We start from the raw sequence: 18485 nt of genomic DNA on the forward strand, positions 1-18485 counted from the left end.
TCATTTTTTAGAAAGGAGGCAAATAATGTGCCATCGATGTAACGTTCTGCTAATCATAAGATAATAGAAAAATGCTTAGAAACGATTGTGTGTGCCTTCGCACGGTGCACGTTCGCTTCCGCACGTTATTGGATTTTAATTCGTAAGTTCGCGGATGTTTTACATACAGAAAGATAATTCGGGAATATTAGCATGGAAACTTCAAATAAACTCTGTTATTGGTTCCTTTTTTATAAAGACCAACTGTTGCTTCAGAAAGAGAATGATACGTATACCATCCCCTATGGCGAGAATCCCCCAGTTCCGGTTTCTCATACGCTGGAGGTTGATTACCGGGATGGACTTCCCGCACGTACGGCAGAATTAGATACTCCGGTGGAGGGGAATGACCGTTACGTACATATGGGGTTGCGTGCCTCTTGGGATTATATCTCGAGAGCGTGTTACGAGAAGGCGGGTAAGGCTTATCAATTGCTTTATTGGGATAGCCATAGCCGTTTCTGTCCGGTATGTGGTACTCCTACCGTGCAGACTACGTCGATCACGAAGCAATGTCCTTCTTGCAAACATGAGATTTATCCGACAATCTCAGCAGCGATGATCGTCTTGATCCGTAAGGAGGATTCGATTCTTTTGGTACATGCCCGTAATTTCCGGGGAACTTTCCATGGATTAGTGGCCGGATTCTTAGAAGTTGGCGAGACCTTGGAAGAGTGTGTGCGCAGGGAGGTCCGTGAGGAAACGGGTTTAGAGGTCGATAATATCACTTATTTCGGAAACCAACCTTGGCCTTATCCGAGTGGCTTGATGGTTGGCTTTGTAGCGGATTATGTAAGTGGGGAAATTAAGTTGCAGGATGAGGAACTAAGCTCTGGTGCCTTCTATACCAAAGATAATCTACCGGAGATCCCCCGTAAGTTGAGCTTGGCCCGTAAGCTAATCGATTGGTGGTTGGATCATCAATGAGGAGTCCTTTTTTGCGGCCTCTGCCTGTTGTCTTTCGAATTTCTTTTTTTTAGAGATGACATCCGGGGTAGGGAGGTTGCCGTAGTTTTGCCAAGTTCCGTTGCGTTTTGCGTTGCGTTTATGGACATATGTTTTCCGGCTGGTCATCCTTCCTAGATCGAAGGTAGCTAGTGAGGTACGACCACTGGACGGAGTCCTTTTCAATTCATCTAAGATAGATTGATAGACAGGCAGTATCTTTTTATACGGTGGATTATGTCGCCAGAATACCGATGGCGGTAAATCCTTCAATGCTACTTTTCGGTGTGTCGTATCGTCTTGTTGGATATATTCTGAGAAATCTTTGGTGATAGGGATATTGCTGGGAGCGGCCAGTTGAGGTTTCCCCATCGGTTTTCCCGGTTCCGGGTTGAGGAAAGAACCGCTTTGGATTGCTTTTTGGAATTCAGGGTTCAATTTGATGGAATCTTTGCCTGCTAATACATCCTTTAGCCAGATCGAATCTTGCTCAGTCCATTGCGCATAGCCTAAGTGTATATTTATACAGACGAAAAATCCAATCAATAGTGGTCTCATGAATGCCTGAATTGTTAATTGTGTTCAAAGATAGTCTTCCTTCTTTCTCCTCGTTTTTTCTTTCGCTTAAATAGTCTTACCGTTTACTTAATCTTAACCCTCTTTGCGGACTATTAATTTAACAGTTCATCTGCGCACGGTAATCGTTCGATTACGCACGCTTCTTCCATTGATTTAATACCTACCTTTGAGGCATCACAAACTAGTTCAGCGCTTATGAAAAAGGGAAAACTATTAATTATAGATGATAATGAGGACATCCTTTTTGCCCTTAACTTATTACTGGAGCCCTATATGGAACAAATAAGAGTGGCTACGCAACCGGAGCGCATCGATCATTTCATGCGGACTTTTATCCCGGATATTATCTTGTTGGATATGAATTTCAAACGGGATGCTATTAGTGGTCAGGAGGGTTTCTATTGGCTGGAGAAGATAAAGAAGATAGACCCGGACGTGGTGGTTCTTTTTATGACTGCCTATTCGGATACGGATAAGGCCGTGCGGGCGATTAAGGCGGGAGCTACCGACTTTATCCCGAAACCTTGGGAAAAGGAGAAATTACTCGCTACACTCTCTTCTGCATTGGAACTTCGGGAGAGTAGGGCGGAAGTGCGAAATTTAAAGAAACAAGTTGAGATTCTTAGTTCACCCGAGGATGCTGGCTTCGAGATCATCGGTGAAAGCGAACCGATGCAGGCTATTTTCGCTACGGTCGATAAATTAAAGAATACGGATGCCAATATATTAATCTTGGGGGAGAATGGAACCGGTAAAGATTTAGTTGCCCGCGCCTTATATCATCAATCTCCGCGTTCGGAGAATCTTTTCGTCGGGATCGATGTGGGCTCTATTCCGGAACAACTTTTCGAGAGTGAATTATTTGGCTATGAGAAAGGGGCTTTTACGGATGCCCGTAAGGAAAAGCCGGGACGAATGGAGGTAGCTTCCGGTGGTACCTTGTTCTTGGATGAGATCGGGAACTTAAGCCTTTCCATGCAAGCGAAACTGTTGACCGCTTTGGAAAAACGACAGATAACCCGCTTGGGAGCAACGCAACCCATACCGATTGATATCCGGTTGATCTGCGCAACGAACGTGAATATCCATCATCTTGTGGCAGAAGGTACTTTCCGGCAAGATCTTTTATATCGTATTAATACGATCGAGTTACATATTCCTCCCTTGAGGGAACGAGGAAATGACGTGATCTTATTGGCTGAACATTTCTTGTCGAAGTATGCCCGTAAATATAAGAAAGACTTGAAGGGCATTAACAGGGATGGGAAGAATAAGCTACATAATTATGCTTGGCCCGGTAATGTACGTGAACTGCAACATGCGATTGAACGGGCGGTTATCTTGTCTGAAAGTAATTGGCTAAGGCCGGAAGACTTTATTCTGCGTTCTGTCCCGCTTAGGGATAAGGAACCATCCGATGAGTTAAATTTGACGGTATTGGAGAAAGAAGCGATCGAACGTGCCTTACGTCGTGCCGAGGGGAATATCACTCGTGCCGCCGAGCTTCTAGGGATTACCCGCTTTACCTTGTATCGTAAATTGGAGAAATTTGGCTTATGATACGTTACTTGTTGTTCGCTCGTATTTTGGGGATCGTGGTCTTGTCTTTTACTGCCTCATTCTTAATGCTGAAAGGGTTTTTGTTTATTCCTGCGCTGTTCGGATTTTGTATTCTTGCGCTTTCGGTTTTCTTATATAAGGATCAGCAAAAGACTGTTAAGCGGATGGAATACCTGATAGAGAGTATTCATTACGGGGATCTGAGCCTGTTTTATCCTTCCGATTCAATGACGGAAGACGAAAAGGCTTTGGCCTCTTCTATGAACGCTGCCTTGGAGGCTTTGCGGAGTCGATTGTATAGTTCGGTGGTCGCTGAGGCGGAAACCGAGGCATGGCAGAAACTTATCCGGGTATTGACGCATGAGATCATGAACTCGATCGCTCCGGTAATCTCTTTATCGGAGACGGTAGCCGAGCGTGCGACGATAAATGGCATGAATGAGAAAGACTACGCTATTATGGTGCAAGCCATGCAAACGATCCACCGAAGAAGTAAGGGGTTATTGGATTTTGTCGAGAATTATCGGAAATTAACCCGTCTGCCTTTACCTACTTTACGAAACTTCTCGGTTTCGGCTCTCTTTGACGATATCCGGCTTCTATTCCCGGAGAAATCCGATATCCTCTTCTTTCATGTAAAGCCGGAAGACTTGAATTTATATGCGGACCGGATCATGGTGGAACAAGTATTAATTAATCTATTGAAAAATGCGATAGAGGCTTGTGAAGAATCCTTATCCCCTCAAATTATAGTGGAGGCTGTCCAAAAAAACGGTATGGTAATTATTTCGGTGATTGATAATGGTAGCGGAATTGTTCCCGAGGCAATCGACAAAATCTTCGTTCCTTTCTTCACGACTAAATCTAAAGGTTCCGGCATCGGATTAAGTCTTTGCCGGCAGATCATGAACCGTCATAGAGGAAGTATTAGTCTCGACTCTCAAGTAGAGAAGGGTTCCTCTTTCGTTTTGCGTTTTCCGATTGTTACCAAACGGATTCTATAAATAAGTATTAATACATGCGATTAGCTTATCCGGCTTGATCGGTTTAGCGATGTAAGAGGAGAATCCGCTTTGTTTTACCCGTTCCTCATCTTCTGCGAAGGCGAAAGCTGTTACGGCGATGATAGGAATGGACTGGTTCTTTTCCCGAATTACCCGTGTAGCCTCATAGCCGTCTACGATCGGCATTTTTAGGTCCATTAGGATTAAGTCCGGTTGATATTTATTGAATAAATCGATCGCTTGTTCCCCGTTCCATGCGTGTATAAGGTTATAATCTTTCAACATGGCTTGGAATAAAGTATAGTTGCTTTCGTTATCTTCCGCTATTAATAGGGTTGCAGATTTGGATGACTGGCTCTTCTGTACATTCTCGGTCTTTGGTTTCTCATGCGGGACTTCCTGCATCTCTAGTATCGAATAGGGCAACGTAAACCAGAATGTAGAACCTTTTCCTTGCTCTGATTCCACCCCTATATCTCCACCCAGACGCTTGATAATCATCTGGCAAATCGATAATCCCAGCCCCGTTCCTTGCACAAAGCTATTTAACTTAACGAAACGGGTGAAAACTTGACCGATCTTATCCTTGGCGATACCGCATCCCGTATCTTTTACATAGAAATACAACTCATCGTCTCTACGGCGGTAGCCAAACAGGATGCTACCTTGAGTTGTGAACTTGATGGCATTGTTGATAAAGTTGGTAATGACTTGGGAGACCCGGTTACGGTCGGTGCGTAAGATACAATTCGGGATCTTCTCGACAAAGCATACCTGCACACCATCTTGCGCCTTCAAACGGGAAGACTGCTCGATATCGGAGAATAGTTGATTGACATCTACGTCTGAATCCACGAATTCTAGCGTACCCGCCTCTATCTTGGCTAGATCGAGAATATCATTGATCAATTGCAATAGCAGGTCGTTGTTGCTATTAATGATATTGATATATTCCTCTTTATCCTCCATATTCTCGGTTACGGCCAATAATCCGGAGAAACCGACGATCGCATTCAATGGCGTTCGAATCTCATGACTCATATTCGCCAAGAATGCGGATTTCAAACGATCGGACTCTTCCGCTTTCTCTTTCGCTTTCCTCAGTTCGTTCTCCGCCTGTTTTTGTTTTGTCACGTCTTCTTTCTTGAAAATAACCCCGATAAGGTTGTTGTGCTCGTCTAATACAGGGTTCGCCAAAATATGAAGATACTTTCCATCGCCGAACTCATTCGTGATATCGACCTGCTTTTTGGTTTCCATGGCCTTTGCGACCGTGCAACGGGTACAATAAGGCTTTACTCCGTTCTTGACCAAGAAGCAATTAGCCGGACCGAATTCAGGGATACAGTCATGGAACTCTACCTCGTTTCTCCATTTTACGGTATAATCCGGCTTGATGAAATAGATAGAAGCTTGGATATTATTCATGATTAGTATATTATCTTTCTGTAGATCCAATAACTTATCTTTCAGCTTATTGGTCCGGATAAAGAAGATTAATATCATAATCAGGAAAATAAACAATACGGTGATTACGCTTAGCAAGATTTCGAACCTGTATTTGGAGAATAGGCTCGGGTCCTCGTTGATAATAGTAGCGTCGTGGGGCAATGACAGTCTGCTGATATCAAAAGCCTTGATCTTTGAAGCGTCGAACACATATCCATTGGGGATGATTTGGGGATGGATATCTTTAGGGGCGATTTTCTTCTCCAATATACTTAAAGCCTCTTTCGCCAAATCGGAACCTATAGGCCTGTATTTGGGACTGAAACCTCCGATGGCCCAGTGCCCTATGCCGACGGATGCCAATGTGAATGTCGGGATTCTGGGATTGGCGGTCATCATGGTATACGTGGCATTTCCAACATAATACCCGTCGTTCACGTCTACACGCCATGTACCGATCAATATCACGGTCTGATCCGGCAGGTTCTTGATTTGCTCAACGATGGTGTAGATATTATTCTTTCTTCCATCCAGTAATATCAAGTTCAGATCCTTGATATTTTCCATTTCCTTTTTTACCAAGGTCTGCATAGCTAAACCACCGTAGGTATTATCGGTGATTAATGCTATATTTTGAGTTTTGGGATATAGCTTACGTATTAACCGGATATTTTCTTTTACGTCATAAGAATACAAGAACCCGCCAAGGTGTAAACCTTTATCTACGTACTCTTGGATATCGATGTATTTCGGCTCCCATTCGGCGACATTTAAATCCGAGTCGGGTAATAAGATCGCATTCTTACTGATCATACCGCATAAAACCGGTATATCAGGCTTGTATTCTTGGGAGATATAAGAAGCCCATGCCTCTTGACCTAAGATAATGATAAGCTGAGGGGTGTTATTTTCCTTATATTTATCCAATATACCTCTCATCTTACCGTCCCATAAGGGGGCTTCCGGGAGGCTCTTACAGTTCATGTTCTCGATAACCACCGGCGAGATACCACCTCCCCGCTTATATTCCTCCATAAACTCGGAAATATTGGCGGTTGTATTACGTGTATCGGGATTGTAGGAGCTAATGATTAAAATAGGGCCTGCATTATCTGTAGCGTATAAGTGGAAAGAAAAGACCAGACTTAACACGATAAAGAGTACGAATCGTATGTAGTTTTTTAATAATGTCATTCTTTACCTACCTATTCATGTGCTTATTTGCGATTAAAGTACTATTTGTTATTAATACAGACCACAAAAATAGGAAAGATTTATGATTAATTGCTGAAATTCAAAATAAAAAGAATCTATTACGCCTAAAATCTATAACTCGATCATCACTCCGATACTTGGGAGAAGCGTTCCTGTAAGACGTTCTATCGGTCTTAATTCGTACCGTTGTTCATATATGGGAGCTTCCGGGTTGATAATTTTACCCGTTTTGATATATACGTCTTGCTCTTTGTATTTGGAATTCAATATGTTTTGGATGTCGATATAGGCTCCAAGCATGATCTTTTTGAAGTAAAATGTTTTATCGATACGGATATCTAACTGCGTGAATGGCTTGAGCCGTTCGCTGTTAAACCGGCTGTAATCATAGTATAGCCCGTTATTAGCGTCCCAAGCTTCTACATAACTACTCTTTTCTACATCGTAAGGCGTATAGGGAGCGCCTCCTACTACCCGGAACTTGGCGCCTACGTCCCAGTTCTTGGGTAAAGAATAAGTCCCGCTAAACGTGAACAGATGCTTATTGTCCCAAGCCGAGGGAAGATAAGTGTCCATATTTCTCCCATCCTTGAATTCGCTTCTTACCAAAGTGTAGGACGCGATGAAAGTAAGCCCTTTATAATTATACCAACGTCCCATGATCTCAAGCCCATAAGCTCGCCCTGTAGCGGTAGACGATACGGCCTCATTTCCCAAGACACCATAGTCCGTACCTTTCGACGCGAGTGGGATACTGTCGAGTATGGACATCGGATAACGATCATAATGTTTATAGAATCCTTCGGCCGTGAATTTCAAGTATGAGGTAGGACGGTATTCCAAGCCTAATCCGGCTTGGTCGCTTCGGATATAGCTTAAATGATTTGCCCGGTTTACATAATTACCTTCATTATCCTTGAATCCCAATGTCGTATAAGGAGGAAGCTCGTAGTAGCGTCCGATATTCGCGTTTATATAAAGCGGATCGGACAAGCGGTAGGATAAGGATAGGCGAGGAGATAACTGATCTAACAAATTATTCATATCCGAGGAATAATTGTTTGCGTCCGCACGAACACCTAAAGAGGCGGTAAACCGCTCGTTATAACTCTCATAAATAGCCGTGGCATAGATACCCCACTTCCATATGCCAAGGTCTGTTTGATATACGATGGTACGGGGGATAGAGGTAAATTGCTTTTGATAGGTGTCATTCGTGTATTGGGCGTATTCGATGTTTCCTCCGACATTCAATTGAATGAATGGTAAGCGGAACGTGTTTTCCGTTCGGAACTTATTCTCGATCTCATCCGAACGGTAATTTAAGGAGAGATTCTCTTCCTTGCTTTCGTCATTGTCTTTGTATTTAATATTCTTATTGTTGGTCTGGCTACGGCTGATAATGACCGAGTAGAGATTTTTACCGGCGTAGTGTTTATAAACCGCTCCAAGGGTATACGTTTTTTGTTTTACGACCGGCAAGTAAGAGAGGATATATTGGTTTTTCTCGCTCATGTCTTCCATTCCTGTATTCAGCTTCATATCATCGATCGCCCCTAATCCGAGAACTGTAAGCTCATTCTTGGGGTTGAAGGAGTGCTTAATCTTGAATTGGGCATCCGTGAAAGTAGGTAAGAACGGCAAGCCGATCATATCGAAAAGGAATTGAAGGTAAGAGCGACGAACAGACACTTGGTAAGTGGTCTTTTTTCCTAGCGGTCCATTAGCGGACACACCGATATCTGAGGCTCCTAGGACTCCTCGCAATGAGAATTTCTCCTTATTCCCATCTTGTAGTTTAAAATCCAATACCGAACTTAAAGTGTTCCCTTTGGATGCGGGGAATGCGGCCGAATAAAAGTTGACCTCCCGGATAAAATCGGGATTGATAATACCGACCGGACCTCCGGAGGCTCCTTGGGTAGAGAAATGGTTGATATTCGGTATCTCTACGCCATCCAAAAAGAAACGGTTTTCCGAGGGACCTCCTCCTCTTACCATCAAGTCGTTACGAAACGCTGCCGTAGACGCTACTCCCGGAAAGGTTTGTACTACCCGGGAGATATCCCGGTTTCCTCCCGCACTTTTCTCTATCTCCTTGAAACCGATTACACGAAGTCCTAGCGGACTTTCGGCGGTTTTACGGAACGGAGAGGCTACTACGCTAACCTCTTGCAGATTCTGGCTGGCTTCCTCTAGCTCGATCGGGAAGAATATATCTTTATTCGCTAGTCTGAATTCGGCGGTAACGAATGGCTTATATCCCAGAAAGGAGGATTGGAGACGATAGCTTCCGGGTGATATGCCGGATATCTCGAATAATCCGGTGGAATCGGTGACCGCCCCTTGCGTCGTGTTCCATACCACTACGTTAGCGAAAGGTATCGGCTGTCCGCTCGATGCGTCTTTTACAACTCCCTTGATAGAGAAGGAGCGCTGTTGACCGATAGCGGCTTGTATGGTACATAATAAGAATAGTAAGAAGTAAAGATGGCGTCTATCCATATCTTATATCATATTTATAGCGGTAAAGATAAGTATTATTCTGATTCGTATGTATTATCTTTGCATACATATGGAGAAAGAATTACAGATAACGGCGGATGGAAGCCATACGCTATATATTCCGGCGATGGATGAACATTATCATTCCGTGAACGGGGCGTTGCAGGAATCGAGACATATATTTATTGAGGCGGGATTGCATGCGCGGGAGAAAGACTTTATCCGAATCGTGGAAGTTGGCTTCGGTACAGGGCTGAACGCCTTTTTGACATTTAAGGATGTCGAGCTATCTCAAGCACATCATATTGATTATCATACCGTGGAGTTATACCCGCTTCCTTTAGATACGATTCGTACCTTGAATTATGGAGAGCTGATCTGGCCGGAGAGAAAAGAGTTATTCTTAGCCTTGCATGAGGCGGAGTGGAATACTCCCGTTTCAATCTCAGAGCGCTTTACACTTCATAAAATAGAAGGAAATAGTAACGCCTGTGAACTACCGGATGATATCGATTTGATCTATTTCGACGCATTTGCGCCCGAGAAACAACCGGAGATGTGGAATCAGGAAATCTATAATCGTTTGTATGCTCATACCGCACCGGGCGGAGTGATCGTAACCTATTGCGCAAAAGGAGAGGTACGCAGAGGTATGCAAGCGGCTGGTTTTGAGATGAGCCGTCTTCCCGGTCCTCCGGGCAAGCGACATATACTTAGGGGTATTAAAAATTGAGAATTGAAAGTTACAGAGCGTATTCCTCGGTATTTTCAATTCTCAATTCTCAACTTTCAATTATTTAAGCATTGCCTCGATCTTTTCTACGAACTTATCCTTAGCCGTAGCGCCTACTACTTTATCAACCATCTTACCGTCTTTGAAGAAAAGAACGGTAGGGATGTTGCGGATACCGAATTGTCCGACTACATCGTCATTCTCGTCAACGTTCATTTTACCGATCGTCACACGACCTTCGTATTCGGTTGCCAACTCATCAATGATAGGAGATACCATGCGGCAAGGGCCACACCACTCTGCCCAAAAGTCAAGAACCATGGGCTTTCCGGAGTTAACCAACTCCTCGAAATTAGCGTCTGTAATTTGTAGTGCCATTTTGAATTACGTATTATTTAATTATGAATTATAATCTAATGATTGTTATGACGCCAAAAGTACAAATTCTTTCAGCGTCGTACAACTTTAACCATTAATTTTAAAATCGATATTCTCGTTCTCCTGTAAAAAGTCTACCAGCTCACGGGTCACGTTTAAGCGGATATTTTGGGAGAAGAGATTTAGGGAAATATTATGTTCCCCATCGACAACCTTAAAATATAACAGGCTATGGCCCGGATTGTTCTTGATCAATACCGAAAGCTCATTGATTGTCGGCTCGTCCAAATCATGGATCGGGACCGTGATACTGATTTTCTCGATCAGCTTGTCTTTCTCGTCTTGCAAAAGGTTGACGGTACCAATCTTGAAGTCCAGTTTATTGGGGTCCCAGCGGCTAGGCTCTACACGGGCTGTGATCAAGAGATACATCCCTATTTTACCATACTTGCTGTATTCGATATAATCCTGTCCGAAAAGAGGGATCTCGCCACTACCCGTGAAATCCTCGATCTTCAAGATTCCGTAAGGCTTTCCGTTCTTGGTCATTCCTTCCCGGAAACCGGTGACGATACCACCTAATAAAACCTCCCGGCCTTGTAAGGTTTCCCGCTCGTTAAGTTCTACCATGCCGGTATTACATACATACTTTAATATGATACGGTATTCATCCAACGGGTGGGCGGATAGGTAAATACCGACCAACTCCTTCTCTTTATTTAGGCGTTCGAGATCGCTCCAACGCTCGCATTGCGGGATCTCCGGTTTAGCGATGGCGATCAAGGCGTCTCCACCGAATAAAGAGTTGACTGCCGTGCTCTTATCCATCTGGTATTTGTTACCATAGCGAACCAAGGTATCCAAGAACAATTCCCCTTTTCCACTGTCGGTGAAGAACTGCTCACGCTGGATACCGAAGTTATCGAACGCTCCGGCCAAAGCCATGGACTCTATGTTTTTCTTATTGCAAGCGGTCAAGTTCACCCGTTCTACGAAATCGAAGATACTCTTGTACGGGCCGTTCTTCTTGCGTTCCTCTATGATATTTTGTACGGCTGACTCACCTACGCCTTTCACGGCGCCTAGCCCGAAGCGGATGTTCTTGTTCTTATCTACGCTGAACTTCAAGATAGACTCGTTCACGTCCGGTCCCAATACTTGAATACCCATCGCTTTACATTCATCCATGAACTTCGTGATATCCGTGATATTGGATAAGCTTCGGCTCAAGACGGCGGCCATATACTCGGACGGGAAGTTCGCTTTCAAGTAAGCGGTCTGATAAGCCACCCATGAGTAACAAGTAGCGTGACTCTTATTGAATGCGTATGAGGCGAACTTCTCCCAGTCGGACCAGATCTTATTTAAAGTTTCCTCTTTATAGCCGTTGGCTTGACCACCAGCCATAAATTTAGACTTCAAGTGGTTCATCTTCTCGATCAACTTCTTACCCATCGCCTTACGTAAGGCATCACTCTCACCACGCGTGAAGTTAGCGAGCAAACGGGATAGAAGCATGACCTGCTCCTGATAGACCGTAATACCGTACGTATCTTTTAGGTAGCGTTCCATGACGGGAATATCGTACTTGATCTCCTCCTTACCCTGTTTACGGGCGATAAAAGAAGGGATGTAATCCATTGGGCCCGGGCGATACAGGGCGTTCATGGCGATCAAGTCCTCGAATTTAGAAGGTTGCAACTCCTTCAAATACTTTTGCATACCGGCGGACTCGAACTGGAATGTACCGGTTGTCTTTCCGTCGCAATACAATTTATAAGTCTTGGGGTCCTCCAGACTGATATGGTCGATATCCAGATCATGTCCGGTAGTCAGTTTCACGTTCTCGATCGCTTCCTTGATGATGGACAAGGTCTTCAAGCCCAAGAAGTCCATCTTGATCAATCCGGTTTCCTCGATCACGGAACCCTCGTATTGGGTAACCAGCATCTCCTCGCCGGTATCCTTGTCTTTCGCCGTACTGACAGGTACGACATCCGATATATCATAACGTCCGATAATGACACCGCAGGCGTGTACACCCGTGTTACGGACGTTGCCTTCCAGCATCTGGGCGTATTTCAAGGTATCCCGTGCCAGCGGATCATTTCCGTTAGCCGCCTCTTTTAGTTCCGGCACATACTTGATGGCGTCGCCCAATTTGAACTTCTTCATGTCAGGGATCTTATCCGGAACCAATTTGGCTAACCGGTTCGATTCGGATAACGGTAATTTCTGTACCCGGGCGACATCTTTGATAGCGGACTTGGTAGCCATCGTACCATAAGTAATGATATGAGCCACACGCTCGGCACCGTATTTCTCCGTTACCCAGCGTAAGACCTCGCCACGGCCATCATCATCGAAGTCGGTATCGATATCGGGGAGGGAGATACGGTCCGGATTCAAGAAACGCTCGAACAGGAGGTCATATTTGATCGGGTCGATCTTGGTGATCCCTAAGCAATAAGCTACGGCAGATCCGGCGGCCGAACCACGTCCCGGTCCTACGGATACACCGAGTTCCTCACGAGCGGCACGGATGAAATCTTGCACGATCAAGAAGTAGCCGGGGAACCCCATGGTCTTCATGATATGTAACTCGAAGTTCAGACGCTCCTTTACTTCATCGTTCAAGGGGTCTCCGTAAAGCTCCTTGGCTCCGTCGTATGTCAATTTCGCCAAATAGTCGGCTTCCAGCTTGATGCGGTATAGTTTGTCGTATCCACCTAATTTCTTGATTTTGGAGTGCGCCTCTTCCTCGCTTAATACGACATTACCGTTCTCGTCTCGGGTGAATTCCTCAAATAAATCATGCTCTGTCAATTTCTGACGGTAGGACTCCTCGGTGCCGAACTCCTCGGGAATGGCGAAAGTCGGCATGATAGGACCGCTGTCGATGGAGTAGAATTCTATTTTGTCGGCTATCTCGAGGGTATTACTCAAAGCTTCGGGGATATCGGCGAAGATGGTGTTCATCTCGGCGGTTGTCTTCATCCATTCTTGCTTGGAGTAGCGCATACGTTTGGGGTCGTCCAAGTCTTTGCCGGTACTAAGGCAGATCAGGCGGTCGTGGGCCTCAGCGTCGTCGGCATTGACGAAATGGACGTCGTTGGTGGCGATTAGCTTGATATTATGTTTGTGAGCAAGTTCGATCAGTACCTTGTTCACCTCTTGTTGATGCGGGAAAATCGTGCAATCGGCGTTGGGGTCGTGTGTCTCGTGCCGTTGCATCTCAAGGTAATAGTCTTCTCCGAATAAGTTTTTGAACCATTTGATAGACTCCTCAGCCTTATCGATTCGTCCGTGCATGATATGCTGTGGGATCTCTCCTCCTAAACAGGCGGAGCAGATGATCAGATCCTCATGATATTTCTCCAACAACTCTTTGTCAATACGCGGACGTCCGTAGAATCCTTCCGTCCATGAGAGGGATACCATCTTGATCAGGTTCTTGTATCCGTTCTTATTTTTGGCCAGAACGATCAAGTGCCAGCCGCTACGGTCGTCTTGCGAGGCCAGCTTGCTATGCCTTCCGTTGCGAGCGCAATAACATTCGCACCCGATGATCGGCTTGAAGATGGAAGCTTTCGCTTCGGCGATTTGTTTTTGTAGTTCCGTTATCCTTTGTTGTTCCTCATCGGTTGGCGCATCCTTGGCCAGCAGCGGTTTTAGTTCTTTCTCGGAGTCCTTGATGATCCCGAGAGGTTTACTGTTCTTTTTGCTAACCTTATTGAAAAACTCCTTGATACCGAACATAACGCCATGGTCTGTTACGGCGATCGCACGCATTCCGTCTTTGTACGCTTTGTCGATCAATGCGTCGATGGATGCCTGTCCGTCCAGCAAGGAATACTGGGTATGTACGTGTAAATGAATAAACGGTTCCATATATATTAATGTATAGTCTGGTGCATATTGAAATGAGTGCATAAAGGTAGGAAATATTTTTTAGTACGAGAGAGGTTGTTTTGCTTTTAAAAAAACACGTACGTCTTTTTTCGGAAACACGTACATGTTTTTGGAAAAAGACGTACGTGTTTTCTGAAGGATATAATGAGGTTATAATATGTGTGATTCTATAGAATCTATATGTTATATAAACAGATGTTGTATTGATATTTTGCTTGATATAAGCCGTATATCGTGACAGGAGGTTTTCGTGAGGTGCTCGAACTAGCGGATGGAAGATAGTTATGAATGGCGTTTTTCTGTGTGAAAAGCCGTTTTATACTGTACTTATGCTTGGAAAAAGCGAATCTCAGGGAGTTCTGTTTACAAAGTGTCATTTTGCTAGAACAAGGGAAACTAATATTCCGATCTATCGCAAAAGGTGATCTTACTTTTGTTGATTATTCCATGGTGTATTTACTAATGTACGCATGTACATTAAATAATAGAAGAGAAAAATGATTGATTTAAACGATCGTTTTAATTAGTCATTTGCAAAGGTACGCATTTCTTTGACACTTGCAACCCTTCTGTGTTATTTTTTTCATGCCTTATTCGCTTTCTTATCAATAGGATAGGCTATCCTTTACGAAACAAGCTCTTCCTTCCACAAACTCCCCTTTGTATCTCTCGAAAAACGCAAGATCTAAACGATGGTTTAGACTAGTCGTTTTCTAACGGTAGTCTGCTATCAGAAAATAGCTAAGTGCTTAATTAACACTATTATTAATATTAAATTCTAAATTATGAACAGAAAGATTTCTACATTGTTAACGGCGGGTCTGCTCGTGGCAGGGTCGCTGTGCGGTAGTGCCTTCGCTCAAAACTCTATTCAAAGTTTATTGGGCTTGGGTAGTGCTGTTACGGAACTGAAATCCGGAGCTTATGTGATGACGGATGCCAACGGTTTAGCGTATGGTTTTACTTCTGTAAGCGAGGATGGTGTATTACAAGAAGGTATTCTTGATTATAAAGCTACTTCTATTGCGGATGACAAGAAAGATGATGTAAAGCAGTATATCTGGAAAGTTACCGTAACAGAGAATTTGGGCGCTTATTCGTACAAATTTGAGAATGTAGCCACAGGTAAGACTCTACGTGTCAACACGACTGCTGGTTCAGAGGCCGTAGAATTGAATAGTGCGGCTTCTGGAAATGTGATTAAAGATGTTTTTGCATTTGGAGCTACTCAAATCGGAACAACAGGTAAATATACTGCAAGCGAGAAGGCTCTATTCGCTTATAACGGGAATAAGAGTGATGTATTCCAGTTAAAATGGAGTGCTGGTGGCTCTTTAATTTCAACTACGGCTTCGTCTTTTGATTTATCTTTCTATGCGGTAGAATCAGAGGAATTAGGGGCTGTGGGAGCTGATGAGTTGAATGATTTGTATAACACGGCAGGTTTCTCTTTCGTCTCAAAAAGATTGGACTCCGATCAGACTAGCGAGCCTAATGGTAATCTATTCAATGAGAAAAGAATCGTTGCCCGTTATGTGCCTTCTGACTTGAGAGTGGACGCTACTTCTTATCCTTCCTATTCAGGAAGTACGGCTGATTTGAAGATTCCCGCTGGTATGTACTTCTTTACAGAGAATGCACCTGATAAGGATGATTGTAGCGGAACTAATGCTGTTTCTAGCGGTTATAAAGCTTGGATGGACGCAACTGTCTTGGTTTTAAGCTCAACCGAAACAGTGGAAGGTACAAATGCGGGACGTGCGTCTGGTGATGGATTCATGTTGGTAGAGAAAAAGATCAGCGAGTTGAATTTGTATCAAGGAACTTCTTCCAACTGGAAAGCCGCTGGCGATGAGATCTCCATAAACAACGCTAACTTCCGTGTACAGAAGAGTTATTCCGAGGGCTATCCGTATGAGTTGAACGTGGATCGATTCCGTTACCGCAAACAAGCGAGCAAAGCGGATCAAGCAGATGCCAAGGTGAAGTTGCATATCTTGAAGCACAATGACAACTACTATTTGGCCACGACTTCTACTTTGACGGATGCTAGCAATAACCCAATTAACTACTTTATATTCAAGCAAGGTGCTGCCGGGATGAAGAGCGGTATTGAGTTGTTGAATACAGAGGCGAAGGTTTCTGCTTATACAATCCGTGTCTTAGATGGTAAGGGTGTCGATAAGAAAGACATCAAGAGCGTATATGGAAAGTATTTGACGAATGCTGTTAAGAGAGGTTCGTTCCAATTTGTTGCGAAAGCTAAGGTTCTTTCTCAATTGGAAACTCCGGCTTATCAATGGGCTATTTCCAGTGTAGACGATACATATAAAGTGACATTCACGAACCGTGAGACCGGCGAGTATTTCCAAGCTAGCTTGTTCCCGAAAACTGATTTAGGCGAGAATGTTTACGAATTGGCTACAGATAACAAAACAGTTACCGCTATCTACGTAAATGAGAACACATATCGTGAGGCAGAGGGCGATGATGCTGATATGCAACAGCTAATCGTGGAATTGACTCCGGCAGAAGTTGATCCATACGCTGGTTTCTTGAACGTGGACAATGAGACTTTGGTGACGATGGCTTTTGCTCGTGATAACAACGAGACTTCTAATAAGTGGTATGTGGCAGCTACCGAAAATAATTTGCCTTTAGCAGTTTCAGAGTATATATTGAATAAGAATGATAAGTTCGCAAATGAGGTATCTGGCGCCGCTCAATGGCAATTGGTGAAAGAGGATAACAAACGTACGATCATCGAGCGTAGCTTTGTTTATAACAAGGATGGACGTGTGACTGTACAAGCTAGAGGTGATAAGGCTTATGCCTATGTTTATCGATTGCAGTATATCAATGATGGCATTGAAACCGAGGAATACTTCCCGGCAGGAAGTCCTAACGTGTCTGCCCAAGAGGAATTAGTTGGCGAAAATAACACTACACGTTTTGTGATTAAGCAAGCTGCTGATGGTTCTGTTTATTTGATTGAGGTGACAAGCACAAGCTCAAATATCGCTTCTATTTTAAATGCGAATACGACGTCTGTAGTAGACGCTACTTATAAGGCTTCTATCGACGAATGTCAATATACTACTCCGTCTTCTGTTTATGCATGGCCTATCGCTACAACTCCGAGTAGTCAACAAGATTGGTTATTGAATACTTACTTGATTGTTGAGGCTCCGGAAATCAGCTATCCCGCTGAGGAAGGACATATTTCCCTGATAAGCGAGATGAACAACTATATCTCCATGAACGAGGATCGTGATGGTATCGTTGTAAACGAGAATCAATATTCTTTCTACTTACAGGTAACAGATAAGGATGCGGTAGTTCCTTCTTTCTATATCTCTAACAAAGGTACGGTTGAGGATGGTAACAGACTGTTCTTATTCAATCCGAAAGACTCTGTAAACTACTATGTGGCAGACGGTACATACGACAGAAAGTATCAATGGAACGAGGATGACACGAAGGCTGTCTTCAAGCCGGCCACTCTTTGGGAAAGTAAGGATACTTTGACTACGATCGTTAAAGGTAACAAGGTTGCCGTGGCTAAAGAGGCTGATGATGAGGGTGTATTAGGAGGCTTGGACAACTTCAAGGTTCAGATCATCCAGTGTGAGGACGACGAGAACGCTTATCGTATCCGTTCTGTAGCTGATAAGGGTTCTTATTTATATGGTGTCAACGATAAATTGTCTTGGAGCGGTAACAAGAAAAACGCTATGCGTTTCACTATCGCTGCTGGTGATCCTACTTCCAATGAGTCTATCGCTGATGCTGCCGAAGGCATCAAGGTTATCGTTGGCAACGGTACGATCGAGATCCAAGGTGCGGCTGGCAAGATGGTTTCTGTAACGAACGTTCTTGGCAAGTCTATCGCTAACACGGTTCTTACTTCCGATAACGCTACGATCGCTGCTCCGGCAGGTATCGTTGTGGTGTCTGTAGAAGGCGAGGAAGCTGTTAAGGCAGTCGTTAAATAAGAATAATGACGATAAATAACATAAATCGAAAATCATTCCTGCGGGAGTTGTAGTGATTCAAGTACCCCGTGAGGGCGAATAGGCGGGAATGGATTAATATTAATACTAAAGTAATAAATTAAAGTTCATCCACCGTTGCCTCCGTGAGGAGGGAAGGTGGGAAAAAAATAG

Annotated in this window: 10 protein-coding genes; 5 read left to right on the top strand and 5 right to left on the bottom strand. The window is 44.0% G+C overall.

Going from position 1 to position 18485, the window contains the following annotated elements:
• The first annotated feature begins 192 nt into the window (after window positions 1-192).
• Window positions 193-966 (top strand): NAD(+) diphosphatase, encoded by a 774-nt coding sequence (gene nudC / locus BDI_RS17370; protein ID WP_005859508.1) that lies wholly within the window; start codon window positions 193-195, stop codon window positions 964-966.
• Here the strand turns inward: nudC and BDI_RS17375 are convergent.
• Window positions 937-1542: a DUF4858 domain-containing protein gene (locus BDI_RS17375; RefSeq protein WP_005859506.1), complete on the bottom strand. Its 606-nt coding sequence runs from the start codon at window positions 1540-1542 to the stop codon at window positions 937-939. The two genes, nudC and BDI_RS17375, sit on opposite strands and share 30 nt — an antisense overlap.
• Before the next feature lie 216 nt (window positions 1543-1758).
• Between BDI_RS17375 and BDI_RS17380 the strand changes: the two genes are divergently transcribed.
• Together BDI_RS17380 and BDI_RS17385 are read left to right on the top strand one after the other, a co-directional pair.
• Window positions 1759-3123 carry a sigma-54-dependent transcriptional regulator gene (locus BDI_RS17380; RefSeq protein WP_005859505.1) on the top strand — a complete coding sequence of 455 codons (1365 nt, stop codon included), beginning with the start codon at window positions 1759-1761 and terminating at the stop codon, window positions 3121-3123.
• On the top strand, window positions 3120-4127 hold the full coding sequence (locus BDI_RS17385) for a sensor histidine kinase (RefSeq protein WP_005859503.1): 1008 nt from the start codon (window positions 3120-3122) through the stop codon (window positions 4125-4127). The genes BDI_RS17380 and BDI_RS17385 overlap by 4 nt, the downstream gene beginning before the upstream one ends.
• Here the strand turns inward: BDI_RS17385 and BDI_RS17390 are convergent.
• Window positions 4122-6770 carry an ATP-binding protein gene (locus BDI_RS17390; protein ID WP_011967337.1) on the bottom strand — a complete coding sequence of 883 codons (2649 nt, stop codon included), beginning with the start codon at window positions 6768-6770 and terminating at the stop codon, window positions 4122-4124. The two genes, BDI_RS17385 and BDI_RS17390, sit on opposite strands and share 6 nt — an antisense overlap.
• A 132-nt stretch (window positions 6771-6902) precedes the next feature.
• The gene (locus BDI_RS17395; RefSeq protein WP_011967338.1) at window positions 6903-9296 is read right to left on the bottom strand and encodes a TonB-dependent receptor; all 2394 of its coding nucleotides are present in this window, start codon (window positions 9294-9296) and stop codon (window positions 6903-6905) included.
• A gap of 70 nt (window positions 9297-9366) precedes the next feature.
• On the opposite strand from BDI_RS17395, the gene mnmD reads away from it, so the two are divergent.
• A complete protein-coding gene (gene mnmD, locus BDI_RS17400) occupies window positions 9367-10029 on the top strand; it encodes a tRNA (5-methylaminomethyl-2-thiouridine)(34)-methyltransferase MnmD (protein ID WP_011967339.1) in 663 nt (220 codons plus the stop codon).
• A gap of 60 nt (window positions 10030-10089) precedes the next feature.
• On the opposite strand, the gene trxA is transcribed toward mnmD, so the two are convergent.
• Window positions 10090-10407 carry a thioredoxin gene (trxA, locus tag BDI_RS17405; protein ID WP_005867529.1) on the bottom strand — a complete coding sequence of 106 codons (318 nt, stop codon included), beginning with the start codon at window positions 10405-10407 and terminating at the stop codon, window positions 10090-10092.
• Between the two features lie 87 nt (window positions 10408-10494).
• Window positions 10495-14298, bottom strand: a complete 3804-nt coding sequence (dnaE, locus tag BDI_RS17410; RefSeq protein ID WP_008772806.1) for a DNA polymerase III subunit alpha — start codon at window positions 14296-14298, stop codon at window positions 10495-10497.
• An 806-nt stretch (window positions 14299-15104) separates the two neighbouring features.
• On the opposite strand from dnaE, the gene BDI_RS17415 reads away from it, so the two are divergent.
• Entirely contained in the window at window positions 15105-18314 is a 3210-nt protein-coding gene (locus BDI_RS17415; protein WP_011967340.1) for a DUF6383 domain-containing protein, read from the top strand.
• Window positions 18315-18485 lie beyond the last annotated feature (171 nt).

The organism is Parabacteroides distasonis ATCC 8503 (assembly GCF_000012845.1).
GTDB classification, from domain to species: domain Bacteria; phylum Bacteroidota; class Bacteroidia; order Bacteroidales; family Tannerellaceae; genus Parabacteroides; species Parabacteroides distasonis.